This is a genomic window from Nakamurella sp. GG22 (assembly GCF_052976845.2).
Genome location: NZ_JBRIIO020000008.1, coordinates 111608 through 134759, shown reverse-complemented (window position 1 = coordinate 134759; position 23152 = coordinate 111608). Strand labels below are relative to the sequence as shown.

19 protein-coding genes and 2 pseudogenes are annotated in these 23152 nt (G+C 69.3%); 16 read left to right on the top strand and 5 right to left on the bottom strand.

The genetic code is table 11. The features are described 5' to 3' along the window. Window positions 1–56 precede the first annotated feature (56 nt). From ACVBEQ_RS11185 to ACVBEQ_RS11165, 5 genes are all read left to right on the top strand, one after another. Window positions 57–1505 (top strand): ferredoxin reductase family protein, encoded by a 1449-nt coding sequence (locus ACVBEQ_RS11185; protein ID WP_447153202.1) that lies wholly within the window; start codon window positions 57–59, stop codon window positions 1503–1505. Window positions 1506–1524: 19 nt separating this feature from the next. Beyond that, window positions 1525–2112 (top strand): FMN-binding protein, encoded by a 588-nt coding sequence (locus tag ACVBEQ_RS11180; protein WP_447153201.1) that lies wholly within the window; start codon window positions 1525–1527, stop codon window positions 2110–2112. Beyond that, window positions 2109–2912, top strand: coding sequence for an FAD:protein FMN transferase (locus tag ACVBEQ_RS11175; RefSeq protein WP_447153200.1), 804 nt, complete (start codon window positions 2109–2111; stop codon window positions 2910–2912). Before ACVBEQ_RS11180 ends, ACVBEQ_RS11175 begins: the two co-directional genes overlap by 4 nt. A 554-nt stretch (window positions 2913–3466) precedes the next feature. Then, a complete protein-coding gene (locus ACVBEQ_RS11170) occupies window positions 3467–4495 on the top strand; it encodes an aldo/keto reductase (RefSeq protein WP_447153199.1) in 1029 nt (342 codons plus the stop codon). Between the two features lie 15 nt (window positions 4496–4510). After that, window positions 4511–4930, top strand: a complete 420-nt coding sequence (locus tag ACVBEQ_RS11165; RefSeq protein WP_447153198.1) for a DUF1622 domain-containing protein — start codon at window positions 4511–4513, stop codon at window positions 4928–4930. On the opposite strand, the gene ACVBEQ_RS11160 is transcribed toward ACVBEQ_RS11165, so the two are convergent. From ACVBEQ_RS11160 to ACVBEQ_RS11150, 3 genes are all read right to left on the bottom strand, one after another. Continuing rightward, the gene (locus tag ACVBEQ_RS11160) at window positions 4867–6165 is read right to left on the bottom strand and encodes an NAD(P)/FAD-dependent oxidoreductase (RefSeq protein ID WP_447153197.1); all 1299 of its coding nucleotides are present in this window, start codon (window positions 6163–6165) and stop codon (window positions 4867–4869) included. The genes ACVBEQ_RS11165 and ACVBEQ_RS11160 overlap by 64 nt on opposite strands. After that, window positions 6162–7202 carry an NAD(P)H-binding protein gene (locus ACVBEQ_RS11155; RefSeq protein ID WP_447153196.1) on the bottom strand — a complete coding sequence of 347 codons (1041 nt, stop codon included), beginning with the start codon at window positions 7200–7202 and terminating at the stop codon, window positions 6162–6164. Before ACVBEQ_RS11155 ends, ACVBEQ_RS11160 begins: the two co-directional genes overlap by 4 nt. A gap of 108 nt (window positions 7203–7310) precedes the next feature. Next, window positions 7311–8516, bottom strand: a complete 1206-nt coding sequence (locus ACVBEQ_RS11150; RefSeq protein ID WP_447153195.1) for a saccharopine dehydrogenase family protein — start codon at window positions 8514–8516, stop codon at window positions 7311–7313. 191 nt (window positions 8517–8707) lie between these two features. On the opposite strand from ACVBEQ_RS11150, the gene ACVBEQ_RS11145 reads away from it, so the two are divergent. From ACVBEQ_RS11145 to ACVBEQ_RS11135, 3 genes are all read left to right on the top strand, one after another. Further along, entirely contained in the window at window positions 8708–10288 is a 1581-nt protein-coding gene (locus ACVBEQ_RS11145) for an APC family permease (protein WP_447153194.1), read from the top strand. Continuing rightward, window positions 10285–10716 (top strand): universal stress protein, encoded by a 432-nt coding sequence (locus tag ACVBEQ_RS11140; RefSeq protein WP_447153193.1) that lies wholly within the window; start codon window positions 10285–10287, stop codon window positions 10714–10716. The genes ACVBEQ_RS11145 and ACVBEQ_RS11140 overlap by 4 nt, the downstream gene beginning before the upstream one ends. Window positions 10717–10909: 193 nt before the next feature. Then, window positions 10910–11956 (top strand): LacI family DNA-binding transcriptional regulator, encoded by a 1047-nt coding sequence (locus ACVBEQ_RS11135; protein WP_447153192.1) that lies wholly within the window; start codon window positions 10910–10912, stop codon window positions 11954–11956. Between the two features lie 77 nt (window positions 11957–12033). On the opposite strand, the gene ACVBEQ_RS11130 is transcribed toward ACVBEQ_RS11135, so the two are convergent. Next, window positions 12034–12993, bottom strand: a complete 960-nt coding sequence (locus ACVBEQ_RS11130) for an alpha/beta fold hydrolase (RefSeq protein WP_447153191.1) — start codon at window positions 12991–12993, stop codon at window positions 12034–12036. Window positions 12994–13159: 166 nt separating this feature from the next. Beyond that, window positions 13160–13675: a TspO/MBR family protein gene (locus ACVBEQ_RS11125; RefSeq protein ID WP_447153190.1), complete on the bottom strand. Its 516-nt coding sequence runs from the start codon at window positions 13673–13675 to the stop codon at window positions 13160–13162. A gap of 243 nt (window positions 13676–13918) precedes the next feature. Here ACVBEQ_RS11125 and ACVBEQ_RS11120 point away from each other — a divergent pair, with 243 nt between their 5' ends. The 8 genes and pseudogenes from ACVBEQ_RS11120 to ACVBEQ_RS11085 all read left to right on the top strand — a co-directional run bounded on the left by ACVBEQ_RS11120 (window position 13919) and on the right by ACVBEQ_RS11085 (window position 23100). Next, window positions 13919–14491 (top strand): Rieske (2Fe-2S) protein, encoded by a 573-nt coding sequence (locus ACVBEQ_RS11120; RefSeq protein ID WP_447153189.1) that lies wholly within the window; start codon window positions 13919–13921, stop codon window positions 14489–14491. 110 nt (window positions 14492–14601) lie between these two features. After that, entirely contained in the window at window positions 14602–15360 is a 759-nt protein-coding gene (locus ACVBEQ_RS11115; RefSeq protein ID WP_447153188.1) for a response regulator transcription factor, read from the top strand. After that, window positions 15338–16921 (top strand): sensor histidine kinase, encoded by a 1584-nt coding sequence (locus ACVBEQ_RS11110; protein ID WP_447153187.1) that lies wholly within the window; start codon window positions 15338–15340, stop codon window positions 16919–16921. Before ACVBEQ_RS11115 ends, ACVBEQ_RS11110 begins: the two co-directional genes overlap by 23 nt. A 150-nt stretch (window positions 16922–17071) precedes the next feature. Beyond that, window positions 17072–19096, top strand: a pseudogene (locus ACVBEQ_RS11105) (PAS domain-containing sensor histidine kinase); the annotation flags it as partial. Between the two features lie 48 nt (window positions 19097–19144). Then, window positions 19145–19738 (top strand): response regulator, encoded by a 594-nt coding sequence (locus tag ACVBEQ_RS11100; protein WP_447153267.1) that lies wholly within the window; start codon window positions 19145–19147, stop codon window positions 19736–19738. A 169-nt stretch (window positions 19739–19907) separates the two neighbouring features. Continuing rightward, window positions 19908–20876, top strand: a pseudogene (locus tag ACVBEQ_RS11095) (aldo/keto reductase). A gap of 97 nt (window positions 20877–20973) precedes the next feature. Further along, the gene (locus ACVBEQ_RS11090; protein ID WP_447153186.1) at window positions 20974–21912 is read left to right on the top strand and encodes a DNA-3-methyladenine glycosylase family protein; all 939 of its coding nucleotides are present in this window, start codon (window positions 20974–20976) and stop codon (window positions 21910–21912) included. Window positions 21913–22023: 111 nt separating this feature from the next. Then, entirely contained in the window at window positions 22024–23100 is a 1077-nt protein-coding gene (locus ACVBEQ_RS11085) for a GNAT family N-acetyltransferase (protein WP_447153185.1), read from the top strand. Window positions 23101–23152: the final 52 nt, after the last annotated feature.

Here is a 23152-nt window from a genome sequence, read left to right as displayed (position 1 = left end):
GGTGTCCACCATCGAAGTCGGCGGTGCACTCCGCCCTCGACGCAAGGACGGCAACCATGACTGTGACCGGCCGGCCCACGCGCTCCGCTCCCGCGGTCCCGCTCACCGGCGATCCGGGCCGGCGCGGCCACCGTCGACGACAGGTGATCGCCGCCGTCGTGATCGGCCTCGCAATCACCGGCCTGGCCTTCGTTGTGGCCCTCTGGTTCGGCGGGGGCGGAATCGATGGCTTTTCCGGCCGCGGCGGCTGGGAAACCGAGATCGGGCGCCTCACCGGCCTGATCGCTTCCTACCTGCTGCTGATCCAGGTCCTGCTGATGGCGAGAATCCCTTGGCTGGAGAGCATCTGGGGACAGGATGTGCTGGCCCGGCAGCATCGGCTGGTCGGTTTCGCCTCGTTCGATCTGATGCTGGCGCACATCGTGCTGATCGTCCTCGGCTACGCCGCCGCCGCGGACAGCGGCGTGCTCGCCGAATTCTGGCAGCTCCTGACCATCTACCCGGGAATACTGCTGGCGGCCGCGGGCACCGTCGCCCTGATCGCCGTGGTGGTGACCTCGATCCGCGTCGCACGGCGCTCGCTCCGCTACGAGTCGTGGCACCTGATCCACCTGTACGCCTACCTGGGTGTCGGCCTCGCCCTGCCGCACCAGTTGTGGACCGGTGCTGACTTCGTCGGATCCCCACTGGCGACCGCCTTCTGGTGGGCATTGTGGGGTGCGACGGCCGCCGCGCTGGTGCTGTGGCGGGTGGTGACGCCCGTGGTCCGATCGCTGCGGCACGACATCCGGGTGCTGACCGTTGTCCGCGAATCTGCTGACGTGCTGTCGATCGTGATGTCCGGCCACGACCTCGATCGGTTGGGCCTGCGGGCCGGCCAGTTCTGCCAGTGGCGGTTCCTCGGCGGTCCCGGCTGGACCCGCGCGCACCCGTTCACGGTGTCCGCCGTGCCGACCTCGACTCGCTTGCGCATCACCGTGCGAACCAGCGGTGACGGCACAAGAGCGCTGACGACGCTGCGGCCCGGCTCACGGGTGCTGATCGAGGGGCCGTACGGAGTCATGGATCCTGCCCGCCGCCGGCACCGGGACGTGCTGCTGATCGCGGCCGGCGTCGGGGTCACCACCATGCGGGGCATCGCCGAAGCGGTGCTGGCCGAGCCGGCCGCCATGGGCCATCGGGGCTTTCGCCGGCCGTCCGTCGTTGTGCTGCACCGCATCCGCAGCGGGGCTGACGCCCTCTTCGTGCGGGAATTCGGCCAACTCGCCGCCGGCGGCCACCTCCGGGGTTTCTCGCTCGTCGGGCACCGCTCCGAGGTCAGCGGGTGGTGGGGCGGCGACCGACAGGTTGACCCCGCCGCCGCCCTCACCCAGCTCGTCCCGGATCTCAGCGACCGGGAGATCTACCTGTGCGGACCCGGGCCCTGGATGACCCAGGTGAAGCAGACGCTCGGTGAGCTGAAGATCCCGTCCACGTCCGTCCATGCCGAGGAGTTCGCATGGTGACCGCCATCGAGGTCTCGCGATGAGACGCATCGCCCTGGTCGTGCTCTCGACCCTCGCGGCCCTGGTGGCCCTCTTCAGCTATCCGACGAGCACCGGCCACTCGGGAAGCACCGCCGCCGAAGCGGTCTCGGCCGCGAAAGTGATCACCCAGGCCGGCACCGCGACCACCACCACAGGGCAGGGCCCCGATCCGGCACCGTCGCCGTCGACCTCTCAGACAGCTGCGCCTCCGACAACCGCTGGTTCGGCAACCACTGCCCCGACAACCACTGCACCGACAACCACTGCACCGACAACCACTGCACCGACAACCACTGCGGCCCAATCGGTCACCGTCGACGGTGCAGCGGAGATGACGCGGTACGGCATCGTCCAGGTCCAGGTGGTGCTGACCGGGGGCGCGATCACCGACGTCACCGCGCTGGAATACCCGCAGCAGGACCGCACCGATCGGGAGATCAACAGCCAGGCCATCCCGTTGCTCCGGTCGCAGGTACTGGCCGCCCAGAGCGCCAAGATCGACGGCGTCTCCGGCGCGACGTTCACCAGCGAGGGGTACATCACCTCGCTGCAGTCCGCTCTGGATGCGGCCGGATTCCAGCAGTGAGCCGCATCGTCGTCCGTACGGCCATGATCATGGGCTTGCCGTTCTCGGTCCACCTACGATTCGGTGATCCCGGCCCCACCACCGACGACCTCGCGCGTTGCGATACGGCGGTGGACGCGCTGTGGGAGACCTTGCGGGAGGCGGACCGGGTGTTCAGCACCTACCGGCCGGATTCCGACATCAGCCGGATCGGCCGCGGCGAACTGAGCGTCGGTGACGCCGACCGGACGGTGGCCGAGGTGCTGGATCTCGCCGCGGTCGCGGAGCGGATCACCGGCGGCACGTTCGACATCCGGGCCGCCGGGATGTTGGATCCGTCCGGGATCGTGAAGGCGTGGGCGGCCTCCCGGGCCGCCGAGCAGCTGACCTGCCTGGGCGTCGACCATTACCTCAACGCCGGCGGCGACGTGTTGCTGCGCTCGCTGTCGGAGGCGCTGCCGTGGCGAATCGGGATCGAACACCCGGACAACCCACAGGGCCTGCTCGCCGTCGTGCAGGCTGTCTCCGGTGCCGTGGCGACGTCCGGCCGCTCGCACCGCGGTGGGCACATCACCGACCCGGCAACCCGCGAACCGGCTATCGGGATCGCCCAGGCGACGGTGCTCGGGCCGTCGCTGATCTGGGCCGACGTGCTCGCCACGGCGGTTGTTGCGGGCGGCGTCGAACGACTGGACCGGGAGCAATGGCCGCCCGGGCACGAACTCCTGCTGGTGACCGACTCGGGAGAAGTGCTCGGTTCGTCGGGCGTGCGCCGGTTCCTTGCGCCCGACCTACCCGCGCCGACCTTCGCGTCGCTGTGACGTGGGCTGCCGCGCAACCGCTTTCCGGTTCGGTGCCGCACCGATACCCGCAATGACTCTCGAGATGCCATCGCGGGCAAGCTCTTCGGCGGCGCCCGCCGGCAGAGACTTGAAGGCCGCGCGGCGAACCGCAGATAGGCGACGCCGAGGTCCTCCAGACTCAGCACCCCGGTGTCGACGACAGCCTGCGGGTCGGCGGCGAGTTGATCGAAGGCACCGATCGCCAGACCCCTGGGCAGATCGTGCCCGCCGTCGCGGCAGCAATGGCCACGCTGGGGACCGGTGATCTCAGGTGGGGACGGGTATGGATGCCGCCGGTGCAGCCCGCCGTCACCCAGGCCGAGTTCGAGAAGCCGTACATCGTTGACTCTTCCGACTTCAGACCACGTTCGAGGCGACGCCCACCGCACTGGACGACGCGATCGCGACCACGCTGCGGTCGCACGCACCGCACAGCACGGCTGGCCCCCGCGCGGTGGGCAGCGCGCGGGGCTGATCCAACCGCTGCCGCACCCGTTGTGGCTTCCCTCGCGTCGGCAGGTCAGGATGTGCCGATGGAATACCGCACACTCGGGCGCACCGGCTGCGCCGTCTCCCGGCTCGCTCTCGGCACCATGACCTTCGGTGCGGAGACCGATCAAGCCGGCGCCCACGAGCAACTCGATACCTTCGTCGAGGCCGGCGGCACCTTCATCGACACCGCCGACGTCTATTCCGCGGGGGTCTCCGAGGAGATCGTCGGCGCGTGGCTCAAGGACCGCCCGGCCGACATCACCGGCGAGGTGGTGCTGACCACCAAGGGCCGTTTCCCGATGGGACCCGGCCGGAACGAGGTCGGCCTGTCCCGGCGGCACCTGCAGCGGGCACTCGACGACTCTCTGCGACGGCTGGGAGTGGACACCGTTGATCTCTACCAGGTGCATTCGTGGGATCCGGTGACCCCACTGGAAGAGACGCTGCGAACACTGGACGACATGGTCACCGCCGGCAAGGTCCGATACGTCGGGCTGTCCAACTTCACCGGTTGGCAGGTGCAGAAGGCCGTCGCGCTGGCGACCGCCGCGGGGTACGCCGTGCCGGTGACCCAGCAGTCCCAGTACAACCTGCTGGTCCGCGAGCTGGAATGGGAGATCGTCCCGTCATGCCTGGACGCCGGTCTCGGGCTGCTGCCCTGGTCACCGCTCGGCGGCGGATGGCTGACCGGGAAGTACCGCCGCGAGACGCCACCGACCGGCGCGACCCGGCTCGGTGAGAATCCTGACCGGGGCGTCGAGGCGTACGACCGCCGTTCGCTCCAGGAGCGCACCTGGGCCGTTGTCGACGCGGTCCGCACCGTCGCGGAGGGGCGCGGGGCGACGATGGCCCAGGTCGCGCTGGCCTGGCTGGCCGAGCGACCAGGTGTCACCTCCGTCATCCTGGGTGCTCGCACGCTCGACCAGCTCACCGACAACCTCGGGGCCGCGGATCTGTACTTGGATCCGTCCGAGATCGCCGCGCTGGATGTGGCGAGCGATCCCGAGCCGGCCGACTACCCCTACGGCGAGCCCGGGATCGCCCAGCGTGACCGCCGACTGAACGCCTAGGAACAGAGGGTCCCGATGCACTTCTCGGAGGTCATGGAGCAGGTCGCCCGGGTCTTCGAGGGGATCGGCGCGGCGGTCCTGTTGATCGGCCTGTTCTGGGCCGCCGTGCTGACGATCAAGGTATGGCGGACGTCGGGTGACGGCGTGCGGGCCTACGGCACGCTCCGGCGGTCGATCGGAGCGGTCCTGCTGCTCGGGTTGGAGGTCCTGGTCGCCGCCGACCTCATCCACACGGTCGCGATCGAGCCGACCCTCGAGAACGTCGCCGTTCTCGGGCTGATCGTCGTCATCAGGACGATCTTGAGCTTCTCCCTGGAGATCGAGATCGAGGGCATGCCGCCCTGGCGGCGGGCTGCGATGAGCGGTGCGAGTCACGTGACGCGGGCCGCGAGGATGGCCCGCGCGGACACCGCCCCGGGAGCAGACGGCTCCTGACGGAGTGCGGGCGTCGTTGACGGGCGACGGCGCAGCGCCGCCGCGGTCATCCGGGCGAGAACCGTGCCCGCCCGTCTCCGCTCCGGCAGGAAGCGCAGGAAGAAGCTCAAACGCAGCAGCCAGCCGATCGGCCCTGCGACGGGGATCCCGTAGAGCACGGTGGCCGACCTGCCGATCCCGAACGCCATCGCCTCTCCCAGTCCCCGGTAGGTGAAGGACTTCGGCCTCCGGCCGTCGATCACCCTGGCGAGGTTCCGGCCGACGTGTCCACCGGCCTTGATCGCCCACAACGCGTTCGACGTGACCGGTCGGCCGGTGCCCGGGTGCGCGACCCGGGCAGCATCGCCGGCCGCCCACACCGTCGGCGATACCTGCAGGGTCCGCCGGGTCAGCAGTTTGCCGAGACGGTCGTGCGGCAGGCCTTCCAGGCCCGGCAGCACCACCGGACGCTGACCGGTGGTGGCCAACACCGCCGCCTGCGCCAGCACGGCGCCGCTGGACAACGTGACAGTGTTCGGTCCGACTGCCGTGACCCGTGTCTGCGAACGCACGATCACCCCACTGCGAACCAGTTCCCGCTCCGCCCGGTCGGCGACCGCCGGGTGCTCCGCACGCAGGGCCGGGAGCAGTTGGTGGCCGGAATGCGCGAGGACCACCGGGGTCGCGCTGCCCGCGGTCCTGAGCCGTGCGGCCACCGCAGCGGCGATCTCGACACCCGCCATCCCGCCTCCGGCGATGACCACCGGCGCCAGGCCTTCCGCCGCCGGGGCTCCGGCGGTCTGCCGGGCGACGAAGTCGAGCCGTTCGAGCCAGCGCTCGAACTGACCGGGTGCGCGGAGGCTGAACCCGTGTTCGGCCATCCCCACGACGGACCCGACCGGCTCCCGACCGCCGGCCCCGACGACCAGATGGTCGTAGCGGATCGTCCTGTCGGCACCGCCGCCGACCGGCCGCAGCAGCACGGTGCGCTCGTCGACGTCGATCCGGATGGCGCTGCCGTGCAGCACTTCTGCCTGCGGAAGCAGGTATGTCAGCCTGGTTCTGGTGACGGACAGCGGCAGCACGCCGGCCACCACTTCCGCACTGAACCCGTGAAAGTTGTGGCAATCGTCGGCCGTCACCACGCAGATGTGCAGCCGGTCGGCGGGGATCCTGCGGACGAGCGCCCGGTACGCGTGCAGGCTCGCATAACCCCCGCCGATCATCACCACCCTGGTCGGCCGGCGAGCGGTCATCGCGACACCGACGGCGCGGCGACCGGGATGACGGACGGCCGGCCGAACGTCGCCGGCGGAGCCGGCAGGAAACCCAGTTCGCGATGGGCGTCCGCCACCGCTGCGATGTGATCGAGTTGGTCGAGGGTGGGCCGGCCGAGGGCGAAGTGACCGCGGTGACCGGCGAGGGAGAGCAGCATCGTCTCGGCGAGGCAGGCGAAGATCAGGCCGTCGGGCAGGCCGATCGACCCGCCGCGCACCCTCAATCCGGGGACACCGACAACGCCGCCGTCCAGCACCAGCACATCGGGCCTGGCGGCGGCAAGATCCGGGCTGGGGTTGCGGGGCTGCGTCGCGTCGAGCACCGTCACGCCGATGTCGAGATGATCGGGACGGATCACCGTGCCGGACGCCGCGGTGAGCAGGACAACGATGTCGCACCCAGCCAGCGCGTCCAGCGTCTGTGCCGTGCGAACGGTCACTCGGGTGCCGACATCGGCTGCGAGGGACGCCAGCCGTGCCGAATCCCTGGCCAGCAGAACGAGTTCGTCGACGTCGCGGTCGCGGGCGAGCAATCGGACGACAGCGGAGCCGACGCTGCCGGTCGCGCCGACGACGGCGACCCGCCCGCTGCGCGCGGAATCCAGCAGCTGCCGGATCTGCCGGTGGACGATCACCGCCGTGAAGGCATTGCCGTTGGTCACCCCGATATCGGTGCGCGACCGCAGCAGCCCGCCCCCGTTCGTCACCGGCGCGGTGAGACCGCCCAGCCCCACCAGATCCGCGCCGGACCGCACCGCGCAGTCCACCGCCTCGACGACCTTGCGCGCGGCCGTCCGGCGGTCGGCCAGCAGATGGCCCGCGCCGAACGGGACCAGCACCAGTCGACCCAGGTGGTCGGCGCCGAGCTGGATGGTGGCAAACGGCAACGGTCGCAGCGGTAGTCGGCGCAGTGCTACGTCGTAGACGGCGGTCGGCAGGATCCCGAGCGGCCGCCAGATCCGGGCCATGTCGGCGCTGAGGTCGACCCGGGGATGGACGAGGAAGGCGAATGTCATGCCACCGAGGAGCGCGCTCCGCGATCACTGATACCCCGAATGGAGCAGTGGCCGGTCGTCAACCACCCGTCGGTTCGTCACACCGCTCGACCCTCGCCGACGCTCCGATCAGTCCTCGCGAATACCCCAGGGTGAACCGTATTCCGTGACGAGTTCCAAGAAAGGCTTGGGCGGCAACGCCTCCGGTCCGAGAACGCCGGATCCGGACCAGACTCCGGCCGCCATCAACTCCAGCGCGACCACCGGATTCAACGCGGTCTGCCACACCACGGCCTGGGCACCGTATTCGCGCATCGACCATTCGTTGTCGACCACGTGATAGAGGTAGACCTGCCGCGGGGCACCGTCCTTGCCCGTGCCCTTCACCCACAGGCCCGCACAGGTCTTGCCGGACATGCGATCTCCCAGATGCGCCGGGTTCGGCAGCACCGCCGCGACGACGTCACGCGGTGAGACCTTCACGTCGCCCACCTGCACCGGCGTCGTGCTGTCGAGTCCGAGCTTGTGCAGTACCTGCAGCACGGTGATGAATTCCTCGCCCAATCCGTACTTGAACGTCACCCGCCCGGCGTCGATCCAGCGCGGCATCAACAGCACTTCCTCGTGCTCGACGTTGACACACTCGACCGGGCCGATGCCGTCGGGAAACTCGAAGACCTCCGGTTCACTGAACGGCGGCGTCGTGAACCAGCCGCGGTCCTTCTCGTAGATCACCGGCGGGTTCAGGCATTCCTCGATCGTGGTCCAGATCGAGAAGCTGGGCGCGAAGTCGAAGCCGGCCACGGCGAGGTTGGCGCCGTCCCGGACGCCGAGTTCCTCGATCTCGGAGAACAGTTCGTCGGCGGCGTAGCGGGCGAACACGTCGGCAAGCCCTGGCTCGATGCCCATGCCCACCAGCGCGAGCTGACCGGCGGCCTCCCACTCGTCGGCCAGCGCGAACTGCTCATCGCCCAGCTTCACGCCGGTCTTCGAGTACGGCTCGGTCGGATGTGGCTTGGACAGGGACATCGCCATGTCCAGATAGTTCGCCCCACCGCGCAGCGCCGCCGTGAACAGGGGCATGACGAAACGCGGATCGGTCGCGTTCATCAGGACATCGCAGCGGTGCTCGGTGAGCAGCGCGGAAACGGCGTCGACATCCGACGCATCGACGCGGGCGGCCACAAACCGTGGGTCGGCGGTCATCTCGACCACCTGAGCCGCCCTTGCCGCATCGAAGTCGGCGACCACCATCGCCTCGAAGAACGTCCGCCGAGCGGCGATCAGGGCGATCGAGCCGCCGACGCCGCCCGCTCCCACCAACAACACTCGCATGGATGAACCCTTCGGCCGGAAAAATGACTGTCAGAGACCGGACCTTGCGCAAATGGGTCTCAGCAGTGACATTATGACCCTTCACCGGACAGTATCGCCGGGCAGAACAGATACGCGGGTCAGCGTCGCGTCGGAGCGATGTCGGGAACCGCTCGAGGCCATGGCCCTCCGGGTCTGGCGTGGAGGACACGATGGCGACTGAACCCGCTGCCACACCACCTGCTGCCACCCCGCCACCGTCGGACCCGTTGCAGGACAGCGGTTCATCGGAGGCGACGCTCAAACCCGGTGCCATCGGTTTCGTCAGCTCGATGGTGATCGGGCTGGCCTCCACGTCCCCGGCCTACTCGCTCGCCGCCATCATCGGGCCGATGGTCGCACTGCTCGGTGTCTATGCGCCGGGCGCATTGTTGGCGTCATTCGTACCCATGTTGTTGATCGCGTCGGCCTTTTACTACCTCAACCGGGTCGATTCTGATTGCGGAACGACATTCTCCTGGGTGACGCGGGCAATGGGTCCCTGGTTCGGGTGGATCGGCGGGTGGGCGATCGGTATGACCGGTGTGCTCGTCGTCGGCTCACTGGCGAACGTGGGCGTCACCTATTTCCTGCTGGCCATCGGCGCCGACGACCTGGTCGAGAACGAATGGCTGATCCGGGCTCTCACCGTCGCGCTGATCCTGGTCATGACGGCAATCTGCGTGATCGGCACAGAGCTGTCGGCGCATTTTCAGGACATCCTGATCATCGCCCAGGTCATCGCGCTGATCGCGTTCGCCGCGACCGCCCTTTACGCGGCCTTCTCCGGGACGAGCGAACTCGGATCCATGACCCCCGAATGGGGTTGGCTCAATCCGTTCGGAGCGGGCGGCGCGGCGCTCACCGGCGGGCTGCTGCTCGGGGTCTTCGCCTATTGGGGTTGGGAATCGGCGGTCAATCTCAACGAGGAGACCGAGGGCGCGAGCTCGACCCCGGGCCGGGCCGCGATCGCATCGACCGTGGTGCTGCTGGTGACCTACGTGTCCGTCGCCATCGCCGTGGTCGCCTATGCAGGCGTCGATTACCTGACCGAGAACGCCGAAGAGGAGGAGGCGATCTTCGCCTCGCTCGCCGACAGCGCGATGGGCGGCTGGTCATGGGTGCTGCTGCTGGCGGTGTCGACGTCGGCCATCGCCTCCACCCAGACGACGATCATCCCGGCCTCGCGGACCGGCCTGTCGATGGCCCGCCGGCACGCCCTGCCGAAGGCGATGGGCCATATCCACCCCCGGTTCCGCACGCCTGATGTCTCCACCTGGACCGTGGCCGTCATCGCCATCGTCTGGTATCTGGTCGTCGACTACATCAGCGAGAACGCGCTGTTCGATTCCCTCACGGCGCTGTCCCTGCTGATCGCCTTCTACTACGGCCTCACCGGCATCGCCTGTGCCATCTACTACCGGCACGAGCTGACCAAGAGCGTGAAGAACTTCATCCTGATCGGCGTCGGGCCGGTGATCGGCGCCGTGCTGCTGTTCTGGCTGCTGGTCGAGTCGATCATCGACATGTCCGACCCGGAGAACTCGTACACCGGCGAGGCATGGTTCGGCGTCGGACCGCCGTTGGTGATCGGTGTGGGCGTCTTCGTCGCCGGCATCCTGTTCATGATCTTCTGGCGCATCAAGGACGGTCGCTACTGGCAGGAGCAGCGCAGCGTCGCGGACCCGGTGCTGGCCGCCGGCCCCGGCAAGAAGTCGGCCGGGACGACCGACAGGGACGGAGAGGGCCGATGAGCATCGTCCTGGGGTATGACGAGTCGCCGGGCGCCCGGCGCGCGCTCCGCTACGCCATCGACCTGGCAAAGCTGCTGAACGACGAGCTGGTGCTGGTGTACGGCGCGGAACCCCCCAGCCGGATGGGCGAAGAGTTCGCCGAGCATCTCCATGCGCTCGCCGAGGAGGGCAAATCCGCACTCGCGCACGCCGTCGAGCAGACCAAGGCCGCCGGCGTCCCGTCCATCGTCGAGTTGGTCGACGAGAAGCCCGCGGCCGCACTGCTGGCGGCCGCGGACAAGCACGACGCACGGCTGATCGTCGTCGGTACCTACGGCGAGAGCCCGCTGCGCGGAGCCATCCTCGGCTCGACCCCGCACAAGCTGCTGCACTGGTCGTCGCGGCCGGTGCTGTGCGTCCCGCCGCCTGAAGACCCCGCAGACGACTGACCCAAGAGACGACTGACCCCGTGGACTGACCGACGACTGACAACGATGGACAGCGGACCGACGGTGGCCACCGCATGCCGCCCGCGCCCGGAGATCCGGACCCACCGCCGTGGGTTCGCCGTGCGAGGCCACCCGTGCGGCACCATGGCAGGGTGATCGTCTGCCCTCGGACCCGGATCAGGACCGACGTCCGATGAGCGCTGCCAGGGTCACCCTGATGGACGTCGCCCAGCGCGCGGGGGTGTCCCGCACGACGGCGTCGTTCGTGATGACCGGCCGGCGCGACATGCGGATCTCCTCCGATGCCGAGCAGCGGGTGATGAAGGCGGCCAGGGAGCTGAACTACCGGCCCAGCCTGCTGGCCCGCAGCCTGCGGACGAACCTGTCGCAGACCATCGGGCTGCTCTCGGACGTCATCGCGTCGGAGGCGTTCGCGGGTGAGCTCATCCGCGGCAGCATGGCGTCGGCGCTGTTGCACGACCACCTGATGTTCATCGGCGAGACCGAGGGTGACCCCGAACTCGAGAAACGCCTGGTACAGAGCATGCTCGACCGCGGTGTCGGCGGTTTTCTCTATGCGTCGCTGTACACCCGGAACGTCCGGGTGTCGCGCATCCTGCGCGAACAGCAGGTGGTGCTGCTCAACTGCCTGTGCAGCAGCACGAAATTCCCGGCTGTGATCCCGGACGAGAAGGCGGGCGGCAGGGCAGCGGCGGCAGAACTGCTGCGGCACGGACACCGGGACGGCATCGTGCTGGTCGGCGAGCGCCCGCGATCGGTGGTGGCCGCCGTGGAACGATGCGCCGGCATCGAAGAGGAACTGGCCGGCAGCGATGCGCGCATCGCCGGTTTCATCGACACCCTGTGGTGGCCGGAACCGGCGCAACAGGCGGTCCACGACCACCTCGCGGCCGGTCACCGGCCGACGGCGTTCATCTGTTACAACGACCGGATCGCGATGGGGGTCTACCAGGCCGGCCAGGACTTCGGGCTCCGCGTGCCGGACGACTTCTCGGTCGTCTCGTTCGACGATTCCGATCTCGCCTGCTGGCTGGCGCCGAAGCTGACAAGTGTGGCCATTCCGCACCTCGAGATGGGCAGGCGCGCAGTCGAATTGCTGCTCGACCCGGCGCGCGAGGCGATCGTGCACCGGGTACCGATGCCACTACGACAACGGGAATCCGTCGGGCCGCCTCCGAGCGTCAGTAATCAACCCCTGAAGGGTCGAATACCGCGCTGACCGACCGCGGGGCTGACCGCCGGGCTGACCGACCGCCGGTCTGACGGCATGCACCCGTCGGACAGCGGCCCGGGACGTCAGGCCAGCGCCGCGGCGGCCGGGGCCACGCCGGACACCAGCATCGGCCGGGTCCGGCCGTGCCGGATCAGACCCCGCCACCGTTGCACGTCATACACCGAAGGATCCGTGCGGCGGATGAAGTCGGTCAGCAGCGTGACGAATCGGTCCGGGAACTCCTCATGCGGGAAATGCCCGGCTCCCGGCACGATGTCGATGCGGGCGTCGGGAATGACAGCCCTGGCCAGTTCGGCGTGCCGGACCGGCAGGACGCTGTCCCGTTCGCCCCACATGACGCAGGTCGGCATGTTCGACGCCAGATAGGCACGATCGGCCATCGTCACCACCTGGCCGCGCCAGTCGACGACCGCCCGCAGGACGTGCAGGAACGCCGCCCGCTCCTGCGCATCGTGCTTGCCGGCCAGCACGGACAGCGCACCCGGCAGGTCCGCGGTACCCGGCAGCCCCGCAGCGTGCGCCCGGGTGCCCAGGAACCGGGCCACCGCGAACACCGGCGGGGAGGCGGCGACCGCAAGAGCCGTGCCGGCTCCGGGCAGCGTCAGTCCACGCAGCACGGGGCTGACACCCCGGCCCAGCCCGCCGGGCGCGATCAGCATCAGCCGTTCGGTGTACTGCGGGTACTGGTAGGCGAACTGCATGGCGACCCCGCCGCCGAAACTGTGGCCGACCACCGTGGCCCGTTCGATCTCCAGCAGTGCCAACAGGTCTCGCATACCGTTGGCGTACCCGCCCAGCGTGTAATCCGCCCGCGGCTTGGCAGAGGCTCCGTGCCCGAGCAGATCCGGGGCGACGACGGTGAACCGTCGGGCCAGCCGGTGCAGTACCGGGTTCCACGTGGTGTGGTCGCAGCCCAGGCCGTGCAGCAGGAGGAGGGCTGGGCCGCGACCGGCCACCACGAAGGCCCGCCGGTGCCCGTGCACCACAACGGAGCGAACGCGCGGTTCGCTGGACCGAGGCATCGGCACGCCTCCAGGGACGCGGTGATCACAGTGGGACGATCGGCGCGGCACCCGCTGGGTGACGGGCGCCACACTTCTCTTCGCACGATAACCCGTTTCGCCGTCAACCGTCGCGCGGAGTACGGCTACCCCGAGTCGGCTGCGTGCAGCCGACTCGGGAGTGTTTTCAGCCGAGCCGTTTCCTGATCGCGGACAGCGGGTTCCGGCGGGCGATGGCCACGGTGAGCGCGGTGGCGAAGCCGCACCACGCCGGGTACGGCGCCAGCGCGATGCCGGCGCGGCGATCCGCGGCGCCCACCCGGCGGACGAGATCGGCCGAACTCGCGGTCAACACCGCGCACTCGGCCGCCGCCACCCATGGCCGGCGGAAGCGGAAGAACAGCCACGACCACCCGGCATTCAGGGCCAGGTTGATGCCGAGGGCCGCGATCAACGAGCGTTGCTCCCGCACCCGGTGCTCGTCCCCGAGCCGGGCGATCGCGTGCCCGGCGGACAGCGCGACATCGACGTACAGGGGCGTCCAGACGATGCCGTAGACGGGGGGTGGCGGCTGCCAGGACGGCTTCTCGAGCGTCCGGTAGTACGGCCCGTCGGGGTCGGTGGCGAGCCCGCCGGCCACCGCGGTCGTGGTCACCCCGGCCAGGCAGCCGGCCAGGATCTTCAGTTTCGTCCGCCCATTCATCCGCCCACTGTGCATGACCGGCGACGCTCCGGCCCGATCGGACCCGCCGCCGGCAGACCCCTGCACCGGCCGGGGAGCCGGGCGGATTCCACGCCCGGGATGACGAATACGTAAACTCCGGCCGTCGATTCGAACCATCTCGAGGTGTTACAACGAGTATCCGAGTGGAAGTGTCCGCAAGTCCGCCCCGGTCGGTCGCGCCTGTGTCGGCGCGACGACCGAAGCCACCCGGAGGATCCACCCGTGACCCCAGAGCCACGCACGCTGCCCCGCCGCACCGTCCTCGCCGCCTCGGGAACCGCCGTCCTGGCCGCCGCGGCCGCCTGCGGTTCCAATTCGGCGGCGACGGACAGCTCGACGCCGGCGGCGACCTCCGCCGCGGGCAGCTCGTCCGCCGCAGCATCGTCGACCGCTTCGTCATCCGCCCCAGGATCCTCGACCGCAGCATCCTCGACCGCAGAGTCCTCGACCGCCGAGTCCTCTCCCGCCGAGTCGTCGACCGCGGCGTCATCCTCCGCCGCCGAGTCGACTCCGGCCGGCAAGTCCCTGGCGACCGTCGCGGACGTCGAATCAGCCGGATCGGTCGTCGTCGAGGGACCGTCGGGGCCGTTGTTGCTGGCCGCCGCGAACGGCTCCGTCGTTGCCCACACCGCGATCTGCACCCACCAGGGCTGCACCGTGGCGGCGAACGGTGGCTGCCCGTGCCACGGATCCAAGTTCAACGTGCAGACCGGAGCAGTGGAGAACCCCCCTGCTCTGCAGCCGCTCGCCGAGGTCCCCGTCACGGTCAGCGGCGGTCAGGTCTTCGCGACCTGAGTCCTGAATTCACGGAGCGCCGCCGATCACCCCAGGTAGCGCAGGGCGCACAGCAAGCACACAGCTCAGACCTAGACGGGGCACACTGCCGGCGCCGAGTATCGGTCACCATGAGCATCAGCAGCCCCCTCTCCAGCGCGGGAGCACCCGTGGACCGTGCCGCACTCCGCGGACCCGACGGCCGGCCGATCCGGGTTCTCGTCGTCGACGACGAACCCACACTGTCCGAACTCGTCGGTCTGGCGCTGCGCTACGAGGGCTGGCAGGTCCGGACCGCCGCCGACGGGATGTCCGCCATCGCGGCCGCCCGCGAGTTCAAACCGGACCTCGTCGTGCTCGATGTGATGCTCCCCGACGTCGACGGTCTCGAGGTGCTCCGCCGGCTCCGGGCCGATATCGAGCGGATGCCGGTGCTGTTCCTGACCGCGAAGGACGACGTGAGCGACCGGATCGCCGGGCTCACTGCCGGTGGCGACGACTACGTGACAAAGCCGTTCTCGATCGAGGAACTGGTGCTGCGACTGCGCGCGCTGTTGCGCCGCTCCTCCCTTGCGTTGACCACCGATTCGGCCACCATCGTGGTCGGCGACCTGGTGCTGGACGAAGATTCCCGTGAGGTCCGCCGCGGTGACGACCAGATCACCCTCACCGCAACCGAATTCGAATTGTTGCGATTCCTGATGCGCAACCCGAAACGGGTGCTGTCCAAGGCACAGATCCTCGACCGTGTGTGGAATTACGATTTCGGCGGCCAGGCCAATATCGTCGAGTTGTACATCTCGTACCTGCGCAAGAAGATCGACGCCGGCCGCGAACCGATGATCCACACCATGAGGGGCTTCGGTTATGTCCTCAAGCCAGCGCCGTGATGCCGCACCGCAGGCAGCAACGGAGAAGCGCCGCACCCGCCGCCCGCTGACCCTTCGCACCCAACTGACCGTCGGCATCGTCGTCCTGATCACCGTCGTCTGCGGTGTGGTCGCCGTCTCCACCGAGATCTTCCTCAGCCGTTACCTTGTCGCGCAGGTGGACAACCAGGCACGGCAAGTCAGTAGATTCGCCATCGGTCCCGAGCGTTCGCGGGACGACGTCCCGTTGCCGGGCAACGTGTTCGACTGCGATGGCGGGGCTGGAAGGTTCGGACCCGGGCAGACACTGGGCGGCCTGTCCGCTCTCGTCTTCGACGACGAGGTGGTTTCGGCCGGCATCCTGACGCTGACCGATCAGAACACCCCCAACTGCGCCGCAGTGCCTGCGTCGTCGGAAGCGGCCATCGCCTCGTTGCCGACCGACGGCACCGCACACACCGTCACCATCGACGGCGTGGGCGACTACCGCGCGGTGGCGAGCCCGCTGCCCAACGGCTCGGTCGTGGTGAGCGGCGTGCCACTGGCATCCGTGCAGGCATCCATCGTGCAACTGGGCATCATCATGGCGATCGTCACCGGAATCGCCCTGCTGCTCGGTGTTCTCGTCGTCTTCCTCATCGTCCGGCACGCCCTGCGCCCGCTCGACAGGGTGGTGGCCACCGCCCGGCAGGTCTCCACCCTGCCGCTGGATCGCGGCGAGGTGGACCTCGGGGTGCGGGTTCCGGAGCGGGATACCGACACCCGGACCGAGATCGGCCAGGTCGGCGCCGCGCTGAACCAGATGCTGGGCCACGTCTCCGGTGCGCTGGTCGCCCGGCAGGCGTCCGAGATGCGGGTCAGGCAATTCGTCGCCGACGCGTCGCACGAGCTGCGAACCCCACTCGCCGCCATTCGCGGTTACGCCGAACTCGCGCGCCGGGAGGAGGACGACACTGTCGGGGTCGCACACGCGTTGCGCCGGGTCGAATCCGAATCCGAGCGGATGACGACGCTCGTCGACGACCTGCTGCTGCTCGCCCGCCTCGATTCCGGACGACCACTGTCGAACGAGGAGGTCGACCTGACACTCGTGGTCGTCGACGCCGTCTCCGACGCCCGGGTGGCCGGGCCCGACCACCGCTGGCAGATGAATCTGCCCGAGGAGCCGGTTACCACCTTCGGCGATGCGGCCCGGCTGCATCAGGTGCTGGCAAATCTGCTGGCCAACGCACGCACCCACACACCACCCGGCACGACGGTGTGGAGCGGCCTGCGAACGGAGCCCGATTTCTCTGTCGTGACGGTGACCGACAACGGTCCGGGTATCCCGGCCGACCTCCAGCCGGAGATCTTCAACCGCTTCGTGCGGGGCGATTCATCACGGTCGAGAGCGGCCGGATCGACCGGTCTCGGCCTTGCCATCGTGGCGGCCGTCGTCGGCGCGCACGGCGGCACGGTGTCGGTGGCGAGCCGACCCGGCGAGACGACGTTCACCGTCCGGCTACCCCGCGGCGGCCCAACGGCCGACTCCGCACATACTTCGCAGGTCCGATCGGGGGCATCGGTCCGCGGCGGACAGTGACCTGAACTGGGCCGTTGTGCATGAGGGCCACCGCCCGGGTGGTGACCGGAGAATTCGTCTGACCGCGGGTGCGCGAGGCGCTGAAACCGTTGGGCTGTCAGGGTTTCCGGTCATCACCGGCACCGCGGCGGGGACGCGTACCGTGGCCGCATGTCTGACGGCAACGGGGGCGCCGATTCGGACAGCCCGATCGGACGCCTCGCCACCGCGTCGGCCGCCACGGATCCCACCGCAGGGGACCGGACCCTCGCCGATAGCGAGTTGCGCTACCGGCGCCTCGTCGAGAGCGTTCCGCACCAGGCGTTCCTGATGGCCGACACAGAGCTCCGCATCGTCCTGGCGATCGGCGATCCACTCCGCGCGAACGGCCTCGACCCCGACAGTCTGCCCGGGGCGCTGCTGGGAGACGTGATCCCGGCGGGCGCCTGGCAGATCCTCGAGCGGCACTATCTGGCTGCGCTGGAGCGGGTTTCGGTCGACCTGGATTACACCAGCCCGGTCCGCGGCCACGACTTCCGCATCCGCATCGGACCCGTCCTGGGCGACGACGGAAGCGTCATCGGCGTGCTGTCGGTCAGCGAGGACGTCACCGACCAGCGGTTCCACCAGTTCGAGCTGGAGTACCTGCACGGCCTCAGCCGGATCGGAACGGCCCGCTACGACCGGCAGATCGGGTGGCAATGGGACCGGCAACTGCTGGACATGTGCGGAATCGACACCGCCCGCGCGAACGCCGGTGCCACCGGCGGGACAGGCGATCCGGCCACCGCGATCGCCGGACTGATACTGCCGTCGGACAGGGCCGATACCCTGGGCGCGTGGGCGGCTGTGCGCGCCGAGGGCGGCCGATGCGTGACCTCCTACCGGATACGGCACGGAAGGACAGGGGAGGTCCGCCACCTGCAGAGCAACCAGCGTGCGGTCGTGGATACCCAGGGCCGGTTGCTGCATGCCATGGCCACCCACGTGGACGTCAGCGATTCCGTGATCGGGCGGGAAAAGGCCGAGCGGGCACGCAGGCAGGCCGCCGACGAACGGGCGGCGTTACTCCGCAGGGCCAGTGGCGCGCTGGCCGAGTCCGGCGGCGGCGCAACGGATGTCTTCCCGATGATCGTGGAACTGGCGGGCGTTGCGCTCCGGTCGGGCGCCGTTCTCCGCATCCTGACACCGGACCGCCGGGCCATCGAACGGGATGTCGTGGCTCACCACGATCAAAGAGTCCAGGAGCAGTTCGCCGCCGGGGTCCGACGGTCGACGCGCTCGATCGAACCCGGATCCGAGATCCGGAAGGCGGTGATCATCGGCTCGCAGATGATCTCCACGATCGGCGATGACGGGAAATGGCCCGCCTATCTGAGCGAGTTCCCCGACGATGCCGGCTACTTGCCGGAACAGAGCATCATTGCCCCCGTCCGGCATGACGGAACCGCTCTGGGATTGTTCTCCGTCGTCCGTTCCGACCTCGACGATCGATTCGAACAAGCCGACGCCGACCTCGTCCAGGTGCTGGCGGACAGCATGGGATCCGCCATCGCGGAGCGGCGGGCGCGGGCGCGGGCCGAGGACGACCAGCGCCGACTGCTCGATCACCTGGCGGAGACCGAGTCGCGCGAGCGATCCATGCTCGCCGAGGCCATCCACGACGAGCCGATGCAGATCATCATCTCGGCGATGATGCGTCTGGACCTGATGAGGACGCAGGATGGATTCAGCGATCCCGAGCAGGGCGAGGACATCATCGCGACGCTGGAGACGGCCGTCGAGAAACTCCGCACACTGATCGTCGCTGTCACCGCGCCGGACTTCGAGAACGGCCTCGGTGTCGCAGTACGAAACCTGGCGGACGGCATGTTCACCGGCACCCGCACCACCGCGACCGTGCTCGGGGACACCCACGTCACCCTGGCGCCGGCGACCAAGGCGGCGGCGTACCGCATCGTGCGGGAGGCACTGGTGAACGTGCGCAAGCACGCCGCCGCCGGAACCGTCACGATCCGGCTCACCGACGGCGAAGATGCCGTCACCATCGCCGTGACCGACGACGGCGTCGGATCCGCGCAGTTGGACGCCGGGGCAGGGCATCTCGGCCTGCTGGCGATGCGGAACCGCGCCCGCGCCGAGTCCGGGCGACTGACGATCGGCAGCGCGGTCGGCATGGGCACCACAGTCGTCCTGACGTTGCCTCCTTCGGTCCGGGAACCCAGGCCGCGGACCACACCCACACTGCGCGTCTTCGTGGTCGACGACCACCCCGCCGTCCGCCGGCAGGTCACCGAATTGCTCGACGAGGAGCCGGACATCACGGTGGTCGGGCAGGCGGCGTCGGTGGCCGAAGCGCTGGCGCTGATACCGGCGGCGGCCCCTGACGTCGCGGTGCTCGACGTGCGACTCCCGGACGGCGACGGGATCGGGCTGTGCCGTGAACTGCTCACGCTGATGCCGGACCTGCACTGCCTGATGCTGACGTCCTATACCGATGAGCCGGCCATGACCGAGGCACTGCTGGCCGGCGCCGCGGGCTTCCTGCACAAGGACGTCAAGGGAATGGAACTGGTGGACGCCGTCCGTGCCGTCGGTGCCGGCCGCTCCATGCTGGACGGCCGGGCGACGGCCGCACTGATTAACCACCTCCGTGCACGGAGCGAATCGTCAACGGACACAGCCCCTCTCACCGGCCAGGAGACCACCATGCTCGACCTCATCGGCGAGGGCCTGACCAACCGGCAGATAGCCGAGCGCACGCAGCAGTCCTCCACGGCGGTCGCCGATGGCGTCGGCCGACTGGTCGCGAAGCTCGGGCCCGATCCCGCCCGCTGAGGTTCGGCCCGAGCAGAATCATGGGTTGCGGGCAAGAGTCGGATCAACGCCCGCGATGATCCGCAATGCACCATGCCAAATGGGGGGCGGATATCTACACTGGGTCGACGTTGTTGCCGGATGACATCGGCGGCAGCTCAGGTCAGGGCACCGGCGTGGGAGGTTTGTCATGGAGTACTCGCGTCTGGGTCAATCCGGTTTGCGGGTGAGCCGGATCGGCCTGGGCTGCATGAGTTATGGGAAGGCCGCGACCGGACTTCACGGATGGACCTTGGACGAGGACGCCGCCGCGCCGTTCTTCCAGCAGGCGGTCGAACTCGGTGTCACCTTCTGGGACACCGCCAACGGCTACCAGGCCGGCACGTCCGAGGAGTTCGTCGGGCGCGCCATCAAGAAGTAGTCCCGACGCGAGGACATCGTCGTGGCCACCAAGGTCTGGGGCAAGATGCACGACGGACCCGGCGGCAGCGGGCTTTCCCGGAAGGCAATCCTGGAACAGTTGGATGCGTCCTTGCGGCGCTTGGACACGGACTACGTCGATGTCTATTACATCCACCGGTTCGATGACCAGGTGCCGGTCGACGAGACCATGCAGGCACTGGACGACGTGGTCAGGGCCGGGAAAGTGCGGTACCTGGGCGCCTCGTCGATGTGGGCATGGCAATTCGCCAAGATCCAGTACGCCGCCCGGTCGAACGGCTGGGCGACCTTCTCGGCGATGGAGGACCAGTACAACGTCCTGCGCCGGGAAGAGGAGCGCGACATGATCCCGCTGTGCCTCGACCAGGGGGTCGGGCTGACCCCGTACTCACCGCTGGCGAAGGGCCGGGCGGCCAGGCCGTGGGGTGAGCAAACCGCCCGGTCGTCGGCCGACGCGGTGGCCAAAGCCTTCGACCGGGACGTGGACCAGCCGGTCGTCGATGCGATCCAGAAGATCGCCGAAGCTCGAGGCGTCCCGATGGCGCAGATCGCGCTCGCGTGGGTGCTGTCAAAACCGGCGGTCTCCTGCCCGATCGTCGGCGCGACCAAACCGCATCATCTGCAGCACGCGGTGGCGGCCCTCGACGTGAACCTGAGCGAGGACGAGGTCGCCGCACTGGAACAGCCCTACGTCGCGCAGGACAACTACTGGTGGTGAAGGCGGATCGATCTGGCCGAAGCCTGACAGCCTTCAGTCGGCGCGAGCACTCGGCTGTCCGGAACGGTCACCGTCCTACCCCTGGCAAGCTGGATAGGTGACCGATGCGGAAACCCGGCCCGCGGCCGGGCCGGTCAGCACTGGGTGGAACCCGCCGTACCCGGTCGACCTGCGACGCACCCTTGCCCCGTTGCGCCGCGGCAGTGGTGATCCCACGATGCGGGTGGACGGCACCGGCGTCTGGCGGACCGGACTGACCCCGCTCGGGCCGATGACGATGCACCTCGCCGCACACGCGGGGATCCAGGCCACCGCCTGGGGCGACGGTGTGGAGTGGGCGATCTCCCAGCTCCCGTCGATGCTGGGCGACGGCGACGACTGGTCGGAACTCGATTGCAGCGGCCACCCCTTGCTGGACCGCACCCGGCGGATGGTCCCGGGACTGCACGTTCCGCGTACCGGCCTGGTGTTCGAGTCCCTCGTTCCCGCTGTCCTGGAGCAGCGGGTGGTCGGCGCGGACGCACGACAGTCGTTCCGCCAGTTGGTGTCCCGTTTCGGCTCGGTACCACCCGGGCCCGCGCCGGACGGCATGCGGGTCCCGCCGTCGGCGGCCGAATGGGGGCGGATTCCTTCCTGGGAATGGCATCTCGCGGGCGTTGACCCGGGTCGGGCGGCGACGGTCGGCGCGGCGGCCAGGGTGGCCGCCGGCCTCGAGCGGACGGTGCAGCGCGGCCGCGGCGGCCCGGCGGTGATCTCGGCGCTGCGGACGGTGCCCGGCATCGGGATCTGGACGGCCGCCGAGATCGTCCAACGCGCGCACGGCGATCCCGACACCGTCAGCGTCGGCGATTTCCACCTGTCCGCACTGGTCGGCTGGGCGTTGGCGGGCCGCCGGACGGACGACGACGGCATGCTCGAACTGCTCGAACCGTGGCGGGGTCACCGGTACCGCGTCGTTCGGTTGATCGAGGCCAGCGGCTTCCGCAAGCCGCGGTTCGGGCATCGCGCCGCCCGGGTGGATCACCGCCGTCACTGAGCCGGCACCGTGGTGCCGCACGCCGCAAATCCCGTTGCCCTACGGGTGTCACCTGCGCTGTGATCGTCGGATGCGGGCGACCGGCCCGTCCGAACTGCGGGGAGCAGCGCAATGCTGGCAACGACGTTCGACATCGAAGAGTTGACGGTGCCCGCCACCCTGGGCGAGCCGGCAGCAGCCGCTTTCATCGAGATGGTGCACGTCCGGAACGCCATCGAGACCTCGACCCTCGGCACCGATGCACTCGCCGTGACGCCCACCGAACTGCTCCCCGCCTACCGGACCGCCTTCGAGCCGAAGCGCATCTTCGTCGCGCGGGTGGACGGCCACATCGTGGGCAGGTCGGTCATCGACTGGTCGAGCGCGCCGGGCGCGGTATCTTCATGGATGGCCGCCGAGGTACTTCCCGGCTTCCGCCGGCGCGGTATCGGGTCGGCACTCTTCGAGCACGTCGAGTCGATCGCGGCGCGGTCGGGACGGCCGATCCTGCAGGTGGAGGCCCTGCACCAGCCCCTTCCCGGTGGCGACCGGGTCGCCGCCCCGACCGGCTTCGGTGACCTGTCGACCGAGGACAGCGGGGTGCGGTTCCTGCTCCGTCGCGGCTATCGGCTCGAACAGGTGGAACGGGTGAGCTTCCTTCCGCTGCCGGTCGACACGGCCCACCTGCGGCAGCTGTCCGCCGACATCACCGCGGCCGTCGGCGAGCAGTACGCGCTGCTCAGCTGGACAGGTCGGACGCCGGCCGAGCGGGTGGCCGACATGGTGACCCTGCACGCCAGGATGTCCACCGACGCACCCGCTGCCGGTCTCGTCATCGACGAGGAGAAGTGGACCCCGGAACGCCTCGAAGAACTCGAGTCCTCCGCTCGGGACAGCGGGCGCACGTTGCTGACCGTCGCCGTCGAGCATCGCGCGACGGGCCGGCTGGTCGGGTTCAGCGACCTGACGGTGCCCGAGGACCGGAGCCGACTCGCGCACCAGGGCGACACGCTGGTCCTCCATGGACACCGCGGCCACCGCCTCGGCATGCTGTTGAAGGCAGCGAACCTGTTGACGCTCAACGAGTTCGATCCACTGCCGCCGCAGATCTCGACGTTCAATGCCGAGGAGAACCGGCACATGCTGGACGTGAACGAGGCCGTCGGCTTCCGCGCGGTGGCCCACGCGGGGTGCTGGCGCAAGGGCTAGCGGCTGGTTCCCGCTGCCGCACAGGGCGGTCACAGCAACGGCCTGCGGCAGG

Bases quoted from the DNA above. Each gene is read 5' to 3' on its own strand.
- ACVBEQ_RS11185 (WP_447153202.1), top strand. From the start codon at position 57: ATGACTGTGACCGGCCGGCCCACGCGCTCCGCTCCCGCGGTCCCGCTC.
- ACVBEQ_RS11180 (WP_447153201.1), top strand. From the start codon at position 1,525: ATGAGACGCATCGCCCTGGTCGTGCTCTCGACCCTCGCGGCCCTGGTG.
- ACVBEQ_RS11170 (WP_447153199.1), top strand. From the start codon at position 3,467: ATGGAATACCGCACACTCGGGCGCACCGGCTGCGCCGTCTCCCGGCTC.
- ACVBEQ_RS11165 (WP_447153198.1), top strand. From the start codon at position 4,511: ATGCACTTCTCGGAGGTCATGGAGCAGGTCGCCCGGGTCTTCGAGGGG.
- ACVBEQ_RS11160 (WP_447153197.1), bottom strand. From the start codon at position 6,165: ATGACCGCTCGCCGGCCGACCAGGGTGGTGATGATCGGCGGGGGTTAT.
- ACVBEQ_RS11155 (WP_447153196.1), bottom strand. From the start codon at position 7,202: ATGACATTCGCCTTCCTCGTCCATCCCCGGGTCGACCTCAGCGCCGAC.
- ACVBEQ_RS11150 (WP_447153195.1), bottom strand. From the start codon at position 8,516: ATGCGAGTGTTGTTGGTGGGAGCGGGCGGCGTCGGCGGCTCGATCGCC.
- ACVBEQ_RS11145 (WP_447153194.1), top strand. From the start codon at position 8,708: ATGGCGACTGAACCCGCTGCCACACCACCTGCTGCCACCCCGCCACCG.
- ACVBEQ_RS11140 (WP_447153193.1), top strand. From the start codon at position 10,285: ATGAGCATCGTCCTGGGGTATGACGAGTCGCCGGGCGCCCGGCGCGCG.
- ACVBEQ_RS11135 (WP_447153192.1), top strand. From the start codon at position 10,910: ATGAGCGCTGCCAGGGTCACCCTGATGGACGTCGCCCAGCGCGCGGGG.
- ACVBEQ_RS11130 (WP_447153191.1), bottom strand. From the start codon at position 12,993: ATGCCTCGGTCCAGCGAACCGCGCGTTCGCTCCGTTGTGGTGCACGGG.
- ACVBEQ_RS11125 (WP_447153190.1), bottom strand. From the start codon at position 13,675: ATGAATGGGCGGACGAAACTGAAGATCCTGGCCGGCTGCCTGGCCGGG.
- ACVBEQ_RS11115 (WP_447153188.1), top strand. From the start codon at position 14,602: ATGAGCATCAGCAGCCCCCTCTCCAGCGCGGGAGCACCCGTGGACCGT.
- ACVBEQ_RS11110 (WP_447153187.1), top strand. From the start codon at position 15,338: ATGTCCTCAAGCCAGCGCCGTGATGCCGCACCGCAGGCAGCAACGGAG.
- ACVBEQ_RS11085 (WP_447153185.1), top strand. From the start codon at position 22,024: ATGCTGGCAACGACGTTCGACATCGAAGAGTTGACGGTGCCCGCCACC.